This window comes from Amycolatopsis sp. NPDC102389 (assembly GCF_044765885.1).
Taxonomy (GTDB): Bacteria; Actinomycetota; Actinomycetes; order Mycobacteriales; family Pseudonocardiaceae; genus Amycolatopsis.
This window is the reverse complement of the sequence record NZ_JBIWKX010000025.1, coordinates 97419-110089: the sequence shown is the minus strand read 5'-3', so window position 1 is coordinate 110089 and position 12671 is coordinate 97419. Positions and strand designations below refer to the sequence as shown.

The 12671-nt window shown below is 69.2% G+C and carries 10 protein-coding genes; 4 read left to right on the top strand and 6 right to left on the bottom strand.

What is annotated here, in order from left to right:
• Nucleotides 1-106 precede the first annotated feature (106 nt).
• The gene (locus ACIRGA_RS22060; RefSeq protein ID WP_400943790.1) at nucleotides 107-1753 is read right to left on the bottom strand and encodes a DNA repair helicase XPB; all 1647 of its coding nucleotides are present in this window, start codon (nucleotides 1751-1753) and stop codon (nucleotides 107-109) included.
• Nucleotides 1754-1838: 85 nt separating this feature from the next.
• Between ACIRGA_RS22060 and ACIRGA_RS22055 the strand changes: the two genes are divergently transcribed.
• The gene (locus ACIRGA_RS22055) at nucleotides 1839-2471 is read left to right on the top strand and encodes a hypothetical protein (protein WP_400943785.1); all 633 of its coding nucleotides are present in this window, start codon (nucleotides 1839-1841) and stop codon (nucleotides 2469-2471) included.
• On the opposite strand, the gene ACIRGA_RS22050 is transcribed toward ACIRGA_RS22055, so the two are convergent.
• Nucleotides 2468-3427, bottom strand: coding sequence for an ABC transporter substrate-binding protein (locus ACIRGA_RS22050; RefSeq protein WP_400943783.1), 960 nt, complete (start codon nucleotides 3425-3427; stop codon nucleotides 2468-2470). The genes ACIRGA_RS22055 and ACIRGA_RS22050 overlap by 4 nt on opposite strands.
• Before the next feature lie 191 nt (nucleotides 3428-3618).
• Between ACIRGA_RS22050 and ACIRGA_RS22045 the strand changes: the two genes are divergently transcribed.
• The 3 genes from ACIRGA_RS22045 to mdlC all read left to right on the top strand — a co-directional run bounded on the left by ACIRGA_RS22045 (nucleotide 3619) and on the right by mdlC (nucleotide 8942).
• Nucleotides 3619-6291, top strand: a complete 2673-nt coding sequence (locus ACIRGA_RS22045; protein WP_400943780.1) for a nitrate- and nitrite sensing domain-containing protein — start codon at nucleotides 3619-3621, stop codon at nucleotides 6289-6291.
• A 189-nt stretch (nucleotides 6292-6480) separates the two neighbouring features.
• Nucleotides 6481-7158 carry a copper homeostasis protein CutC gene (locus tag ACIRGA_RS22040; RefSeq protein ID WP_400943777.1) on the top strand — a complete coding sequence of 226 codons (678 nt, stop codon included), beginning with the start codon at nucleotides 6481-6483 and terminating at the stop codon, nucleotides 7156-7158.
• 200 nt (nucleotides 7159-7358) lie between these two features.
• Nucleotides 7359-8942 carry a benzoylformate decarboxylase gene (gene mdlC / locus ACIRGA_RS22035; protein ID WP_400943774.1) on the top strand — a complete coding sequence of 528 codons (1584 nt, stop codon included), beginning with the start codon at nucleotides 7359-7361 and terminating at the stop codon, nucleotides 8940-8942.
• A 128-nt stretch (nucleotides 8943-9070) separates the two neighbouring features.
• Here the strand turns inward: mdlC and ACIRGA_RS22030 are convergent, their stop codons facing one another.
• Genes ACIRGA_RS22030 through ACIRGA_RS22015 form a run of 4 tightly spaced genes read right to left on the bottom strand, consistent with a single transcriptional unit; the run spans nucleotide 9071 to nucleotide 12522 of the window.
• Complete coding sequence (locus ACIRGA_RS22030) at nucleotides 9071-9949, bottom strand: ABC transporter ATP-binding protein (protein WP_400943771.1); 879 nt, start codon at nucleotides 9947-9949, stop codon at nucleotides 9071-9073.
• Between the two features lie 19 nt (nucleotides 9950-9968).
• On the bottom strand, nucleotides 9969-10802 hold the full coding sequence (locus tag ACIRGA_RS22025; protein WP_400943768.1) for an ABC transporter permease: 834 nt from the start codon (nucleotides 10800-10802) through the stop codon (nucleotides 9969-9971).
• Nucleotides 10799-11569, bottom strand: a complete 771-nt coding sequence (locus ACIRGA_RS22020; protein WP_350573550.1) for an ABC transporter permease — start codon at nucleotides 11567-11569, stop codon at nucleotides 10799-10801. Before ACIRGA_RS22020 ends, ACIRGA_RS22025 begins: the two co-directional genes overlap by 4 nt.
• An 8-nt stretch (nucleotides 11570-11577) precedes the next feature.
• Complete coding sequence (locus ACIRGA_RS22015) at nucleotides 11578-12522, bottom strand: ABC transporter substrate-binding protein (protein ID WP_400943807.1); 945 nt, start codon at nucleotides 12520-12522, stop codon at nucleotides 11578-11580.
• Between the last annotated feature and the right edge of the window lie 149 nt (nucleotides 12523-12671).

Genomic DNA, 12671 nt, shown 5'->3' with positions numbered 1-12671 from the left:
CGCGCCGCGGGGGGGGCGGGGCGGGGGGGGGGGGGGGGGGGGGTGCGCCCCCCCCCCCCCCCCCCCCCCCCCCCCCCCCCCCCACCACCCGGAGCGAAGACCGTCCCTAAAGAGGGCGCAGCAGGTCGTCCGCGTCCACGATCCGGTACGCGTACCCCTGTTCCGCCAGGAACCGCTGCCGGTGCGCCGCGTACTCAGTGTCGACGGTGTCCCGCGAGACGACCGAGTAGAAATGCGCCTGCCGTCCGTCGTCCTTGGGCCGCAGCAGCCGTCCGAGCCGCTGCGCTTCCTCCTGCCGTGAGCCGAACGTCCCGGAGATCTGGATCGCGACCGACGCCTCCGGCAGGTCGATCGAGAAGTTCGCGACCTTCGAGACGACCAGGGTCCTGATCTCACCGCGCCGGAACGCGTCGAACAGTTCCTCGCGTTCCTTGTTCCGCGTCGCGCCCTGGATCACCGGCGCGTCGAGTTCGTCGCCGATCATCTCCAGCTGGTCGAGGTAGGCCCCGATGACCAGCGTCGGCTCGCCGGGATGCCGGTCGACCAGCGATTTGATCACCTTGGTCTTGGTGTCCGCGGTCGCCGCCAGTTTGTACCGCTCCTCGGCCTCGGCCGTCGCGTACGCGAGCCTCTCGGCGTCCGTCAGCGTCACGCGGACCTCGGTGCACTCAGCCGGCGCGATCCAGCCCTGCGCCTCGATGTCGCGCCACGGGACGTCGTACCGCTTCGGGCCGATCAAGGAGAACACGTCGCCTTCGCGTCCGTCCTCGCGCACCAGGGTCGCGGTGAGCCCGAGCCGCCGCCGGGACTGCAGGTCCGCGGTCATCCGGAACACCGGCGCGGGCAGCAGGTGGACCTCGTCGTAGACCACCAGGCCCCAGTCCCGCGAGTCGAACAGGTCCAGGTGCCGGTACTCGCCCTTGGTCTTGCGCGTGACCACCTGGTACGTCGCGATGGTGACCGGCCGGATCTCCTTCTTCTCGCCGGAGTATTCGCCGATCTCCTCCTCGGTGAGCGAGGTCCGCGCGACCAGTTCCCGCTTCCACTGCCGTCCGGCGACGGTGTTCGTCACCAGGATCAGCGTGGTCGCCTTCGCGTGCGCCATGGCCGCGGCGCCGACCAGGGTCTTGCCCGCGCCGCACGGCAGCACGACGACGCCGGATCCGCCCGCCCAGAACGCCTCGGCGGCCTTGCGCTGGTAGTCGCGCAGCTCCCAGTCGACCTCGGCGAGGTCGATCGGGTGCGCTTCGCCGTCGACGTAGCCCGCGAGGTCCTCCGCGGGCCAGCCGACCTTCAGCAGTGCCTGCTTGAGCCGTCCTCGTTCGGACGGGTGCACGATGACGGTGTCCTCGTCGATGCGCGCGCCCAGCATCGGGCTGATCTTCTTGTGCCGGAGGATCTCCTCCAGCACCGCGCGGTCGATGGTCGACATCACCAGGCCGTGCGCCGGATGGTTGGCGATCTGCAGCCGCCCGAAGCGGCCCATCGTGTCGACGATGTCGATGAGCAGCGGCTGGGGCACGGGGAACCGCGAGTACGTGGTCAGCGCGTCGACGACCTGTTCGGCGTCGTGGCCGGCCGCGCGGGCGTTCCACAACGCCAGCGGCGTGATCCGGTAGGTGTGGACGTGCTCGGGCGCGCGTTCCAGTTCGGCGAACGGCGCGATGGCGATCCGCGCGTCGTCGGCCTGGCTGTTGTCGACCTCGAGGAGCACGGTCTTGTCGGATTGGACGATCAGCGGGCCATCGGTCACATCCTCCTTTATACGTTCCGGCCACACCGGCTCCCGTCCCGGCACCGCTGGTGGAAGGATGTGCGACAGGTGACTGGAGGGGACCTTGACGACTACACCGACCGGCGGGACACCCGAGTACGACCCGTTCCACGTGCCCGCGCCGCTGCCCCCGATGCCGGAGGCCGGACCGCCGACACCCTTCCCGAAGCCGGCGCCGCTGAGCGTGCTCGCCAGGGTCTCGATCGTGCTGGGTGTGGTCCTCGCGCTGGGCCTGGGGAGCCTGGCAGCCTGGGGGATCTCGCGGTCGAGCAGTTTCGCCACGGTCGAGGCGGGCAAATGCCTGTACCTGACCGACGAGGCGGGCGGCAACCAGAGCTACACGACGGCCAGTTGCACGTCGAGCCGCGCGACCTTCCGCATCGACGACGTGCGGACGGGTTCGTCCGACTGCCGCGACGCCGACTACATCCAGTTCGAGCTGTACGGGAGTTCGTCCGGCCGGACGGCCAAGAAGACGCTCTGTCTCGCGCTGAACGTCGAGACCGGCGACTGCCTGCGCGACGTCGTGCACGAGACGCGGATCGCGAAGGTCCGCTGCACCGACATCAGCGCGGAGGTGCGAGCGACCGTACTGAAGGGTTCGGGGGGCGTCTGCGAGTCGGAGGACACCGAGCTGCGCTACACCGGGCCGCCCGTGCGCACCGTGTGTCTCAGGCCGACCGGGGAGAACATCTAGGGGCGCGCGACCATCGACTGCACGTCGAGCCGGGCGCCGATCGTGCCCGAGTTGTGCATCAGGTCGGCGACGCGTTGGAGCCGGATGCCGTTGAGGGAGACCGGGTAGGTCCCCAGCGAGATCAGTGACGCCGTGGTCCGGTCGATGTCGGAGAACGACGGCAGCGCGTCACGGACGACGGCCGGATCGGCCGCCCACACCTGCGCTTCGCCGAGCACCTTCCGGAACACCGCGAGCGTGCGGGCGTTGGCCTGAGCGAACGCGCCCATCGAAACGTAGGACGAAATCGGGAAGTCCAGGGTCGCGCCGCGGGCGCCGTCGGCGAGGATGCTCGCCCCGAGCTCCTTCTCGGCCCTGGTGATGTACGGCTCGACCATCCACGCGGCGTCGACCTCGCCTCCCTGCAACGCCTGGGGCATCCGGTCGAACGGGTTCTGCTTGAACTGGATCCGGTTCACGTCGACGCCCGCGGTCCCGAGTACCGATCGCGCCGCGAGCACGCCGACGTCGTCGAGCATGTTCACCGCGATCTTCGGCGCCTTCTTGAGCGTCGGCTCGGTGTAGTCGGAGCCGGGGAGTGTGACGAGCGCCATGGTGTTGCGGCCGGCGGTGTAGGCCTCACCCTGCAGCTGCAGGGCCGTCCCGCCCGCGGCGGCGCGGAAGATCGACACGTCGCTGGCGAACGCCAGGTCGACCTCGCCGGATGTCAGCTTGCCGATCGCCTGGTCGGCGGGAACTTCGACGAGGGTCACGGAAAGGCCGGCCGCGGTGAACCTCCCGGCGGCGACGGCGACCCGCAAGGGCGCCGTGTCGATGGGGCTTCCGACACCGATGCGTAGTTCCGTCCGTTCGGGTGGCGCGTCGGTGCTTGCGTCACCACCGGAAAACACTCCGCAACCGGCGGTCGCCAGCAGAGCCGCTACCAGCGGAATCGCCAAGACACGCATCTTCGTCACCGCTCACCTACCGAGAGAATGTGCTCCTCCTTCTGGATCGTATGGTCCGGGCCCCATACGATCGCCTGCGGGAGACGCCCGATGGCGCGGCTTTCGATCGTTCTCGAACCTTGTTACTCTACAGTAGGTTCGGGCTCTCGTCCCCGATGTCAGCCATGGGAAAGGGTCCCGTGGTGGGAAAAGGAAACCAGGTGGCCCGTCGCGACAAGCGTCCCCGTGGGGGCGACGCGGCGGAACGGCATCCCCGTGTCGGCGGCCGCTGGCGGCTGCGGAACTGGCACCTCCGTACCAAACTCTTCGTGGTACTCCTGATTCCCGCGCTCGCGGTGGTCGCCCTCGTCGGGCTCCGGGTCAACTCGGATCTGCGGGACGCGCGGCAGCTGGCCGAATTCGCCACCCGCGGCCGCGTCGACAGCACCGTCGCCGAAGCCGTGCACCAGCTTCAGCGCGAACGCGACCTCACCGTCCGGTTCGTCGCGGGCGACCGCAAGGGCGATCTCTCCGAATTGACCGAGCAGCGCAAGCGCGCCGACGAGGCCATCGGCACGTTCGACCGCACGCTCGGCGAAAGCAAGAGCAGGCTCGGTGACAAGGCCGCGACGAGCCTTCAGCAGACCAGCGACCGCCTGCGCGTGCTGACCGGGCTCCGCTTTTCCGCGGAACACTCGGCTTTTCCCGCCGACGCGGTGCTGCGTTCCTACAGCGAACTGATCTCCGGCCTGCTCGACATCAGCGATGCCACCGCCGCCGACGTCTCCGACCCGGATCTGGGGAAGCTCCGCCTCGCGGGCAACGCGCTCGCGCGGGTCAAGGATCAGATGTCGGTCAAACGCGCGATCATGGCGGCCGCGCTCGCGCAGGGCGGGCTCAACCGCGACCGGACCCGCGCGCTGCTCGGCGCGGAGGCCGAACTCGCCGCCGCCCGCAGCGACTACCGCACCTTCGCGACCCCCGAACAGCAGCGGATGTACGACGACACGGTCATCGGCCTGATCGTCGACATCGGCAACGACATGGTGGAATCGGCGCTCATCCGCGCCGAGAACGACCAGGGGCTCGGCGGGCTGGACCCGAACCAGTGGGACACCTCGGCCACGTACACGGTCAATCTGGCCCATCAGGTGCAGCAGGCGCTGCTCGTCCAGCTTCAGGAACGCACCGACGCCCTGGCGGCGCGAGCGAGGACGTCCGCGATCTGGGACGGCGGCATCGTGCTCGCCGTACTGGTCGTCGCCGGCGTGCTTTCGGTGATCATCGCGCGTTCGCTGTTGCGGCCGTTGAGGATCCTGCGCCGCAGCGCGCTCCAGGTCGCCGAGCACCAGCTCCCGGCGGCCGTCGAAGGACTGCTCAGCGATCCCGAGCCGCAGCCGGAGAACCTGCGGCGGCGGCTGGCCGTCGCGCCGGTCCCGGTGTTCAGCCGCGAGGAGCTCGGCCAGGTGGCACGCGCGTTCGACGCGGTGCACGGCGAGGCCGTCCGGCTCGCCGGCGAACAGGCCATGCTGCGGGAGAACATCAACGCGATGTTCGTGAACCTGTCGCAGCGGAGCCAGGACCTCGTCGAACGGCAGCTGTCCGTGCTGGACCGGATGGAGGCCGACGAACAGGATCCCGACACCCTCGCCGGTCTTTTCGAGCTCGACCACCTCGCGACCCGGATGCGCCGCAACAGCGAGAACCTCTTGGTGCTCTCGGGAACCGACGTCGTCCGTGAAGACGGCGGCGCCGTCGTCGCCGACGAGATCATCGGCGCCGCGCTGTCGGAGGTCGAGCACTACCAGCGGATCGAACTCGGTGCGGCGCCGCGGATCGCGGTGCGCGGCGAGGCCGTCAACGACCTCGTGCACGTGGTCTCCGAGCTGCTGGAGAACGCGACCCGCTATTCGGACCGGAGCACCATGGTGCAGGTCGAAGGGCACGAGACCGACCGCGGCGAATGGCAGATCGAGATCACCGACCACGGCGCCGGGATGCCGCAGGCGGAGATCGACCGGACCAACACACGGCTGGCGAACCCACCGGACGTCGACGTCGAGGTTTCCCGGCGGATGGGCCTGTTCGTGGTCGCGACGCTGGCCGTCCGGCACCAGATCGACGTCCGCCTGCGGTCCGCCGACGGCGGCGGGATCACCGCGGTGGTCGTGGTGCCCGCCGAGCTCATCGTCGAAGCGCCCCGGCCCGCGCCGATGCCGGAACCCCCGCCCGTCACCGTCGTACCGGAGCCGGAACCCGAGCCGCCGCTGGAAGTCCCGGCGCTGCCCGAGCCGGAGGAGAGCGCCGAGGAATCGCGGTTCGCGCCCGTGCTGGACCCCGGGCCGCTGCGGCGCGCGCCCGTCGTCGAGCGCGAGAACCCGCCGGAGTGGCCGTCTTCGGACGACGACGCCGTCAACCACCTCGAGTTGGACTCGCCGACCGAGCGGATGCCCAAATATCAGAGCGTGCTTTCGCAGTGGTTCGACCACGGAGGCCCGCGCGAAGGTCCTTCGCCCGCCGAGCCCGGTCCGCCTTCCTTGCCGTCGTTCGAACCGGTGAAGAACGCCGCGCCCGAGGAGCCCGCGCAGGACCCGGACGAGCCGACCGAACCGACGCTGAAGCCGCTGGAACCGAAGAAGAAGGCGCCGGAGCCCGAGCCCGCTTGGCCGACACCCGCCGAACTGGAACAAGAGGACGGCGCGGAGGAGACCTGGCCGGTGCTGCCCGCCGTCGTTCCCGAGGCGCGGTCGCAGGACGACAGGCCGGAGAAGCCGCGAGGGGAGAGGCCGATACTCTCACTTTCCCCCGAAGCGGTCCGTGAACGGATGACCAGCCTGCAAGGCGGTTTCCGGCGCGGTCGCCACGCCAGGGGTGAAGACAACCCCTCGGTATAAGCGAATGTGCGGAGCTGCGATGTATCCGGAAGGCGACCCTGAGCTTGAACCCGCCTCCGCCGAAGGCTCCGCTATCGCGGCGGCAGGGCGCCCCGCCAAGCCACCGCGACGCACCCCTCGCGACCGTGCCCTGGCGACGCGATCGCGGCTGCGGGTTCACCGACAGACACTGAGCGAATTGGAAGGTCCATGAGCCCGAAAACCGGCCTGCTGGAAGTGATCGCGCTGACCGCGGTGGACGCGGAGCGCGCACAGGAGGGCGGGGCCGATCGCCTCGAACTGGTCAGCGACATGGCCAGCGACGGTCTCACGCCGTCGGTCGAGACGCTGCGCGACGTACTCGCCGCGACCGATCTCCCGGTGCGGGTGATGCTGCGCGACAACATGTCCTTCGCCGCCGGCGACCTCGACGGGCTGCGCGCGGACGCCGTGCGCCTGATCGACGCGGGCGCGCGGGAGTTCGTCTTCGGTTTCCTGGACCTGGAAAGCGAAATCGACGTCGACGCCTGCGAGACGCTGGTCAAGGAACTCGACGGGCTGCCGTGGACCTTCCACCGCGCCATCGACCGCGCGCGGGACCCGTTGCGCGCCTACGACCAGCTGACCGCGCTCGGCTGCGACACGGTACTCGCGGCCGGACATCCGCACGGTGTGGCGCACGGGCTTTCGGTGCTGCAGCGGCTCGCCCGGCGCGAGGACGGGCCCCGGCTGCTGGTCGGCGGCGGCCTGCGGGCGCAGCAGGTGCATCTGCTGCGCGCGGGCGGGGTCGGCGCGTTTCACGTGGGCAGCGCTGTCCGGCCCGGCGGCTGGGAGTCCGATGTGGACGTCGCCGCCGTTCGGGAATGGGCAGCGCTGGTCAAGGAGTAGCCGTAAGCGGGCAGCAGGTCGGGTCGGGCACGCGACCTGGCCCGCGGTGAAGGACGCTTTCCCCGCATGTCATGCGATGAAAGCGTCCTTCATAGCATCGCACCCGGAATAGCCGTAAGCACCGGGTCAGGTCCAGACCACGGACGGTGATACGAGGTTGCATCTTCAACTACCTGGTGCCGACCAGATAGCGTGTGGCCATGGCTACCCGCACCGTACGTGACGCGACCAGGGAACTGCTGCGCGATCTGGGCCTGACCACCGTTTTCGGCAATCCCGGCACCACCGAGATCGCCTTCCTCACGGAATGGCCGGACGACTTCACCTACGTGCTCGCGCTCCACGAGGCGTCCGTCGTCGCGATGGCCGACGGGTACGCCCGCGCGAGCAGGCGGGCGGCGCTGGTGAACCTGCACTCCGCCGGCGGGGTCGGGCACGCGCTCGGGCATATCTTCACCGCGTACCGCAACAACGCGCCGCTGATCATCCTGGCGGGCCAGCAGACCAGGTCGCTGCTGCCGGACGATCCCTTCCTCGGCGCCGTCGAGGCGGCGAACTTCCCCAAGCCGTACGTGAAGTGGAGCTGCGAGCCGGCCAGGGCCGAGGACGTCCCGGCGGCGCTGGCGCGGGCGTATCACATCGCGACGCAAGCCCCCATGGGTCCGGTGTTCGTCTCGGTGCCCGTGGACGACTGGGACGCCGAAACCACGAAACCGATCATCTCGCGCCCGCAGATCCGAGGCTTCGCGCCGGACCCGTCCGCTTTGGACGAACTGGTGTCGGCACTGGACGCCGCCGAGAACCCGGCGATCGTGGTCGGCCCCGGTATCGACGGTGAAGGCGCCGTGCCGGACGTCGTCGCGCTGGCCGAGAAGGTCGGCGCCGGGGTCTGGGCGCCGCCGATGGGGGCACGCTGCTCCTTCCCCGAAGACCACCCGCAGTTCTTCGGATTCCTTCAGCCGGAACGGAAAATGCTCGCGAGCGCGCTGGCGGAGCACGATCTCGTGGTCGTCATCGGCGCCCCGGCGTTCACCTACCACGTGTACCGGGGCGAGTCGGAAACCGCGCTGCCACCGCTGTTCCTGGTCAGTGACGACGAACAGATCCTCGCCAGGGCCGCGGAAGGCACCGGGATCCGCGCGACGCCGAAGCTCACCATCCGCGCGCTGCTGGACCGCGTCGCGCCGCGGGAAGCGCCGAAAGCCCGCACCCGGCTGGAGAAGCCCGCCGCCGTCACGCCGATCACGCCCGGCTTCGCCTACTCCGTGATCTCGGAAGTCCTGCCGGACGACGCGATCGTCGTCGAAGAGACGCCGAGCCACCGCAACGAGCTGCACGACCATCTGCCGATCAAGTCCACCGACACCGGCTTCCTCACCGTCGCCAGCGGCACCCTCGGCTACGGCCTTCCGGCCGCCGTCGGCGCCGCGCTGGCCCGTCCGGACCGCAAGGTCGTCGCGATCCTCGGCGACGGGTCGAGCATGTACTGCGTCCAGGCATTGTGGACGGCGGCGCAGCACAACCTGCCGGTGACCTTCGTGATCTTCGACAACTCGCAGTACGCCGCCGTGCGCATCCTCGGTGAGGCGGCGGGCGGTGAGAAGGTGCCGGGCGTCGACCTCGGCGGCATCGATTTCCCCGCGCTGGCGAAGAGCATGGGGCTGAACACGTCGGTCGTCGAGAAGGCCGAGGACCTCAAGCCGACGCTGGAAGCCGCACTTCCGGACGAGCGGCCGCATCTGGTGCACGTCCGCATCGACGCGAACCCGCGCACGCTGTACTGAGGAAGGTGAAGGGCGCCTTTCCCCGCATGGGATGCGGGGAAGGCGCCCGTCGACCACAGCCGCCAAGTACATGAAGGCCCCCTTCCTTGCGTCTAGCGCAAGGAAGGGGGCCTTCATGTACTTGAAAGTCAGGAGCTCTTGGCGCGCACCTCGGCCTCGGCGTCGTCGGCCTCGGCGGCCGCCTCCTGCTGCGCCAGCTCGTACTCGACCGCGTCCGAAGCCGCGGTGACGGCTTCCGGAGCACCGCCGTGCAGCAGCCGCGCCACCTCACCGCGCAGCGTCACGAACTCGGCGGATTCGCGAGTGGTGATCTGGTCCCGCTCCGCGGGCAGCCCCACCGGCAGGTCCGCGACGATCTTCGCGGGCGACTTCGACAGCACCAGCACGCGGTCCGACAGGTAGACGCTCTCGTCGATGTCGTGCGTGACGACGAGGACGGTGCTTCCGTTCTCACGCTGCACGCGACGCGTCAGGTCTTCGAGCTCGAACCGCGTCTGCGCGTCGACCGACGCGAACGGCTCGTCCATCAGCAGCAGAGCCGGCCGGCTGGCCAAGGCCCGCGCGATCGACACACGCTGCTGCATACCGCCCGAGAGCTGCCACGGGAACTTAGAGCCGACGCCGGACAGACCGACCGACTCCAGCGCCTCCTGCGCCCGCGTCCGGCGCTCCGAGCGGCTCAAGTTGCGCCACCGCAAGGGGAATTCGACGTTCTTCGCGACCGAGAGCCAGGGGAACAGCGAGCGGCTGTAGTCCTGGAACACGACGGCCAGATCCTCCGGCACGCCGGAGACGTCGTCGCCGTGCAGGCTGACGCGGCCGGACGTCGGCTTGATCAGCCCGGCGATGCAGCGCAGGAGCGTGGACTTGCCGCAGCCCGACGGGCCCACGATGCTCGCGAGCTGTCCCGCTTCGACGGTGAACGACAGGTCGTTGACCGCGACGTGCGCCTTTTCTCCCGCGCCGTATCGGTGGTTCAGCCCGGAGACTTCGAGCATGGTTGACATCTTGCTGACCCTTCGAAAGCTAGATACGGCCGTTGCGGGTGGGCTGCCAGCGAAGCACTCTCTGCTCCACCGCGAGGAAGGCCGCGTTGAACCCGAAGCCGAGGAGCCCGAGCAGGACCAGCCACGACCACATGAGCGGGAAGTCGAACGCCTGCTGGGCGTCCATCAGGGACCGGCCGATGCCGTTGTAGGAGCCGACCAGTTCCGAGATCACCATCAGCAGCAAGGAAATGGACAGGCTCAGCCGCAGGCCCGCGAAGATCTTCGGCCCGGCGGCGGGCAGCACGATCGAGCGCACCCAGTACGACCGGGGAGTCCGGAACGACTTCGCGGTGTCGATCTTCACCTGGTCCACCGACCGGACGCCGTCCACGGTGTTGAGCAGCACCGGCCAGATCGCGCCGAAGATGATCGACCCGGTCTGCATCCCCGGCCCGAGTCCGAAAAGGACGATGAACACCGGGATCAGCGCGGGCGGCGGGACCGAGCGGAAGAACGCGAAAAGCGGCCCGACGTAGTCCATCCCCGTCTTGGACCGTCCCAAGAGGACACCCAGCGCGACGCCGAGCGCGCCGGCCAGCAGCCAGCCGCCGAGCGTCCGGCCGAGGCTCGGGAGGACGTTGTCGAACACGGTGTCGGTCAGGAACAGCTGCGAGGCCGGGCCGGTGAACCACAGTTTCACCGAGGCGCTCAGGATTTCGGTCGGCGGCGGGAAGAACGGGCTTTCCGCGAGCCGGGTCGCGAGCTCCCAGATCCCGACGAGGGCGAAGAACAAGAGCCAGTTGCGGACCAGGATTCCGATACCCCGGCCCACGCGCCTGCCGACGCGGCTGGTCAGCGTGAGGGTCGTCACGAGACCGCCTCCCGGTCGACCGTGCTCCAGCGGAACGCCCGCCTGCCGATCATCTCGAGCCCGCCGTTGATGAGGAAGCCGAGCGCGCCGACCACCACGGTGCCGGCGAGCACGAGGTCGAACCTGGTGGAGCCGGTGCTGGCCTGCATGATGAAGTTGCCGATGCCGAGTTTGGCCCCGGCGAGGAATTCGGTGCTGACCACCGCGATCAGCGCGATGTTGGCGGACAGCCGCACCCCGGTGAACACGAACGGCGCGGTATGCGGCAGCGCCACCGACGTCAGCGTCCGGAACTTGCTGGTACCGCAGGCCTTCGCGGTCTCCAGCAGCACGGGGTCGATCTCGCCGAGGGCGTAGATCGTGTTGAACATGATGGGCCACAACGACGCGTACACGGCCAGCGTGATCTTCGCCTCGGGTCCGCCGCCGATCAGCAGGAGCACCAGCGGGATCAGCGCGACGGCGGGGATCGGCCGCAGGAACTCGATGACCACCGCGGTCGCGGTGCGCAGGCCGGGGATGCTGCCGAGCAGCAGGCCGGCGGGCACCGCGATGGCGACCGCGATCAGCAGGGCGATCGCCCACGCGAGGAACGTGGCGATCAGATCCCGGACGAACTGGGTCTCGCCGAACTGTTCGAAGATCGTCACGAGGACGACGGACGGCGGGGGGAGGAACTCTTTACGGACCAGGCCGGCCTGGACGATCACTTCCCAGACGAGGAAGAAACCGGCCAGACCGGCAAGGGCACGGAGAAGTCGTGGCACCTTTACCTTTATCCAGCTTGAGGGGCGAGCATCGGAGCGGCGTCGAGCTTGGCCGTGATCACTCCGGTCTGCAGCAGCAGGTCCGGCACTCGCTGCAGGCGACGGGCGTCCAGTGTGGACCCGAACGTCGGCAGCGTGAGCAGTGAAGCGGTTTCCGCGTCGACCTTGGCGTACTTGACGATGAGGGGTTCGATCTTGGAGCGGTCGGCCGAGTCGCGCACGGCCTTGCCCAGCGCGCGCTGGAACGCGGCCAGCGTCTTCGGGTTCTTGTCCACGAAGGACCCGAGCGCGCCGAAGCCCGCCAGGGGGAAGTCCTGGGTGGCGCCGGTCGAGATGTCGACGACCGGGGTGGCGCCGACGACCTTGGAGGCCTGGGTCAGGAACGGCTCGGGCAGGTAGCCCGCGTCGACCTGGCCCGAGGAGAGCGCCGCGGCGATGTTCGGCAGCGCCATCGGCACCCACTGGACCTTGCTGGTGTCGACGCCGTGGTCCTTCATCACCGAGACGGTGAGCAGGTGGGAGGCGGTGTTCTTGTCGGTGATCGCGATCTTCTTGCCCGCGAGGTCGTTGATCGTCTTGACCTGCGAGGTCGGCACCGTGACGACCGCGTTGCTCTTGGGGCTGGCGGAGACCGAGTCGGCGACGAGCCGGATGTCGGCCGCGCCCTTGCTCTTCGCGACGAAGAACGGCATGTAGGTGGAGAAGGCGATGTCGACTTCGCCACCGATCATCTTGGTCATCGCCTGCTGGCCACTGGGCGCGTCGACCGCTTCGACCTCGAGACCTTCGGCCTTGAAGTAGCCGCCTTCCTGCGCCAGCCGCAGCGGCGCGAGGTCGACGACGGGCAGCAGGGCCACCTTGATCTTCGGCTTCTCCAGCCCGCCCTCGCCACCCGACGCCTTGGACGTGTCCTCGCCGCCGAGTGCGCCACAGGCGCCCAACGTGGCCAGCATGAGCGCGCTGAGGGCGACGCCGACTCTACGTGCGCTGCTCCTGCTCATGGCGTTTCGAAACAAAGCCAGCTCCTCGGAAACAATGAATCACCGTTGGGGTTTTTTCATCCGTGTCGTGGCTTCATTTCGCCAGGCACGCGGTCACCTTA

What these genes read in the sequence shown, in the direction of transcription:
- ACIRGA_RS22040 (WP_400943777.1), top strand. Translation starts at nt 6,481, where the DNA reads ATGAGCCCGAAAACCGGCCTGCTGGAAGTGATCGCGCTGACCGCGGTG.
- mdlC (WP_400943774.1), top strand. Translation starts at nt 7,359, where the DNA reads ATGGCTACCCGCACCGTACGTGACGCGACCAGGGAACTGCTGCGCGAT.
- ACIRGA_RS22030 (WP_400943771.1), bottom strand. Translation starts at nt 9,949, where the DNA reads ATGTCAACCATGCTCGAAGTCTCCGGGCTGAACCACCGATACGGCGCG.
- ACIRGA_RS22015 (WP_400943807.1), bottom strand. Translation starts at nt 12,522, where the DNA reads ATGCTGGCCACGTTGGGCGCCTGTGGCGCACTCGGCGGCGAGGACACG.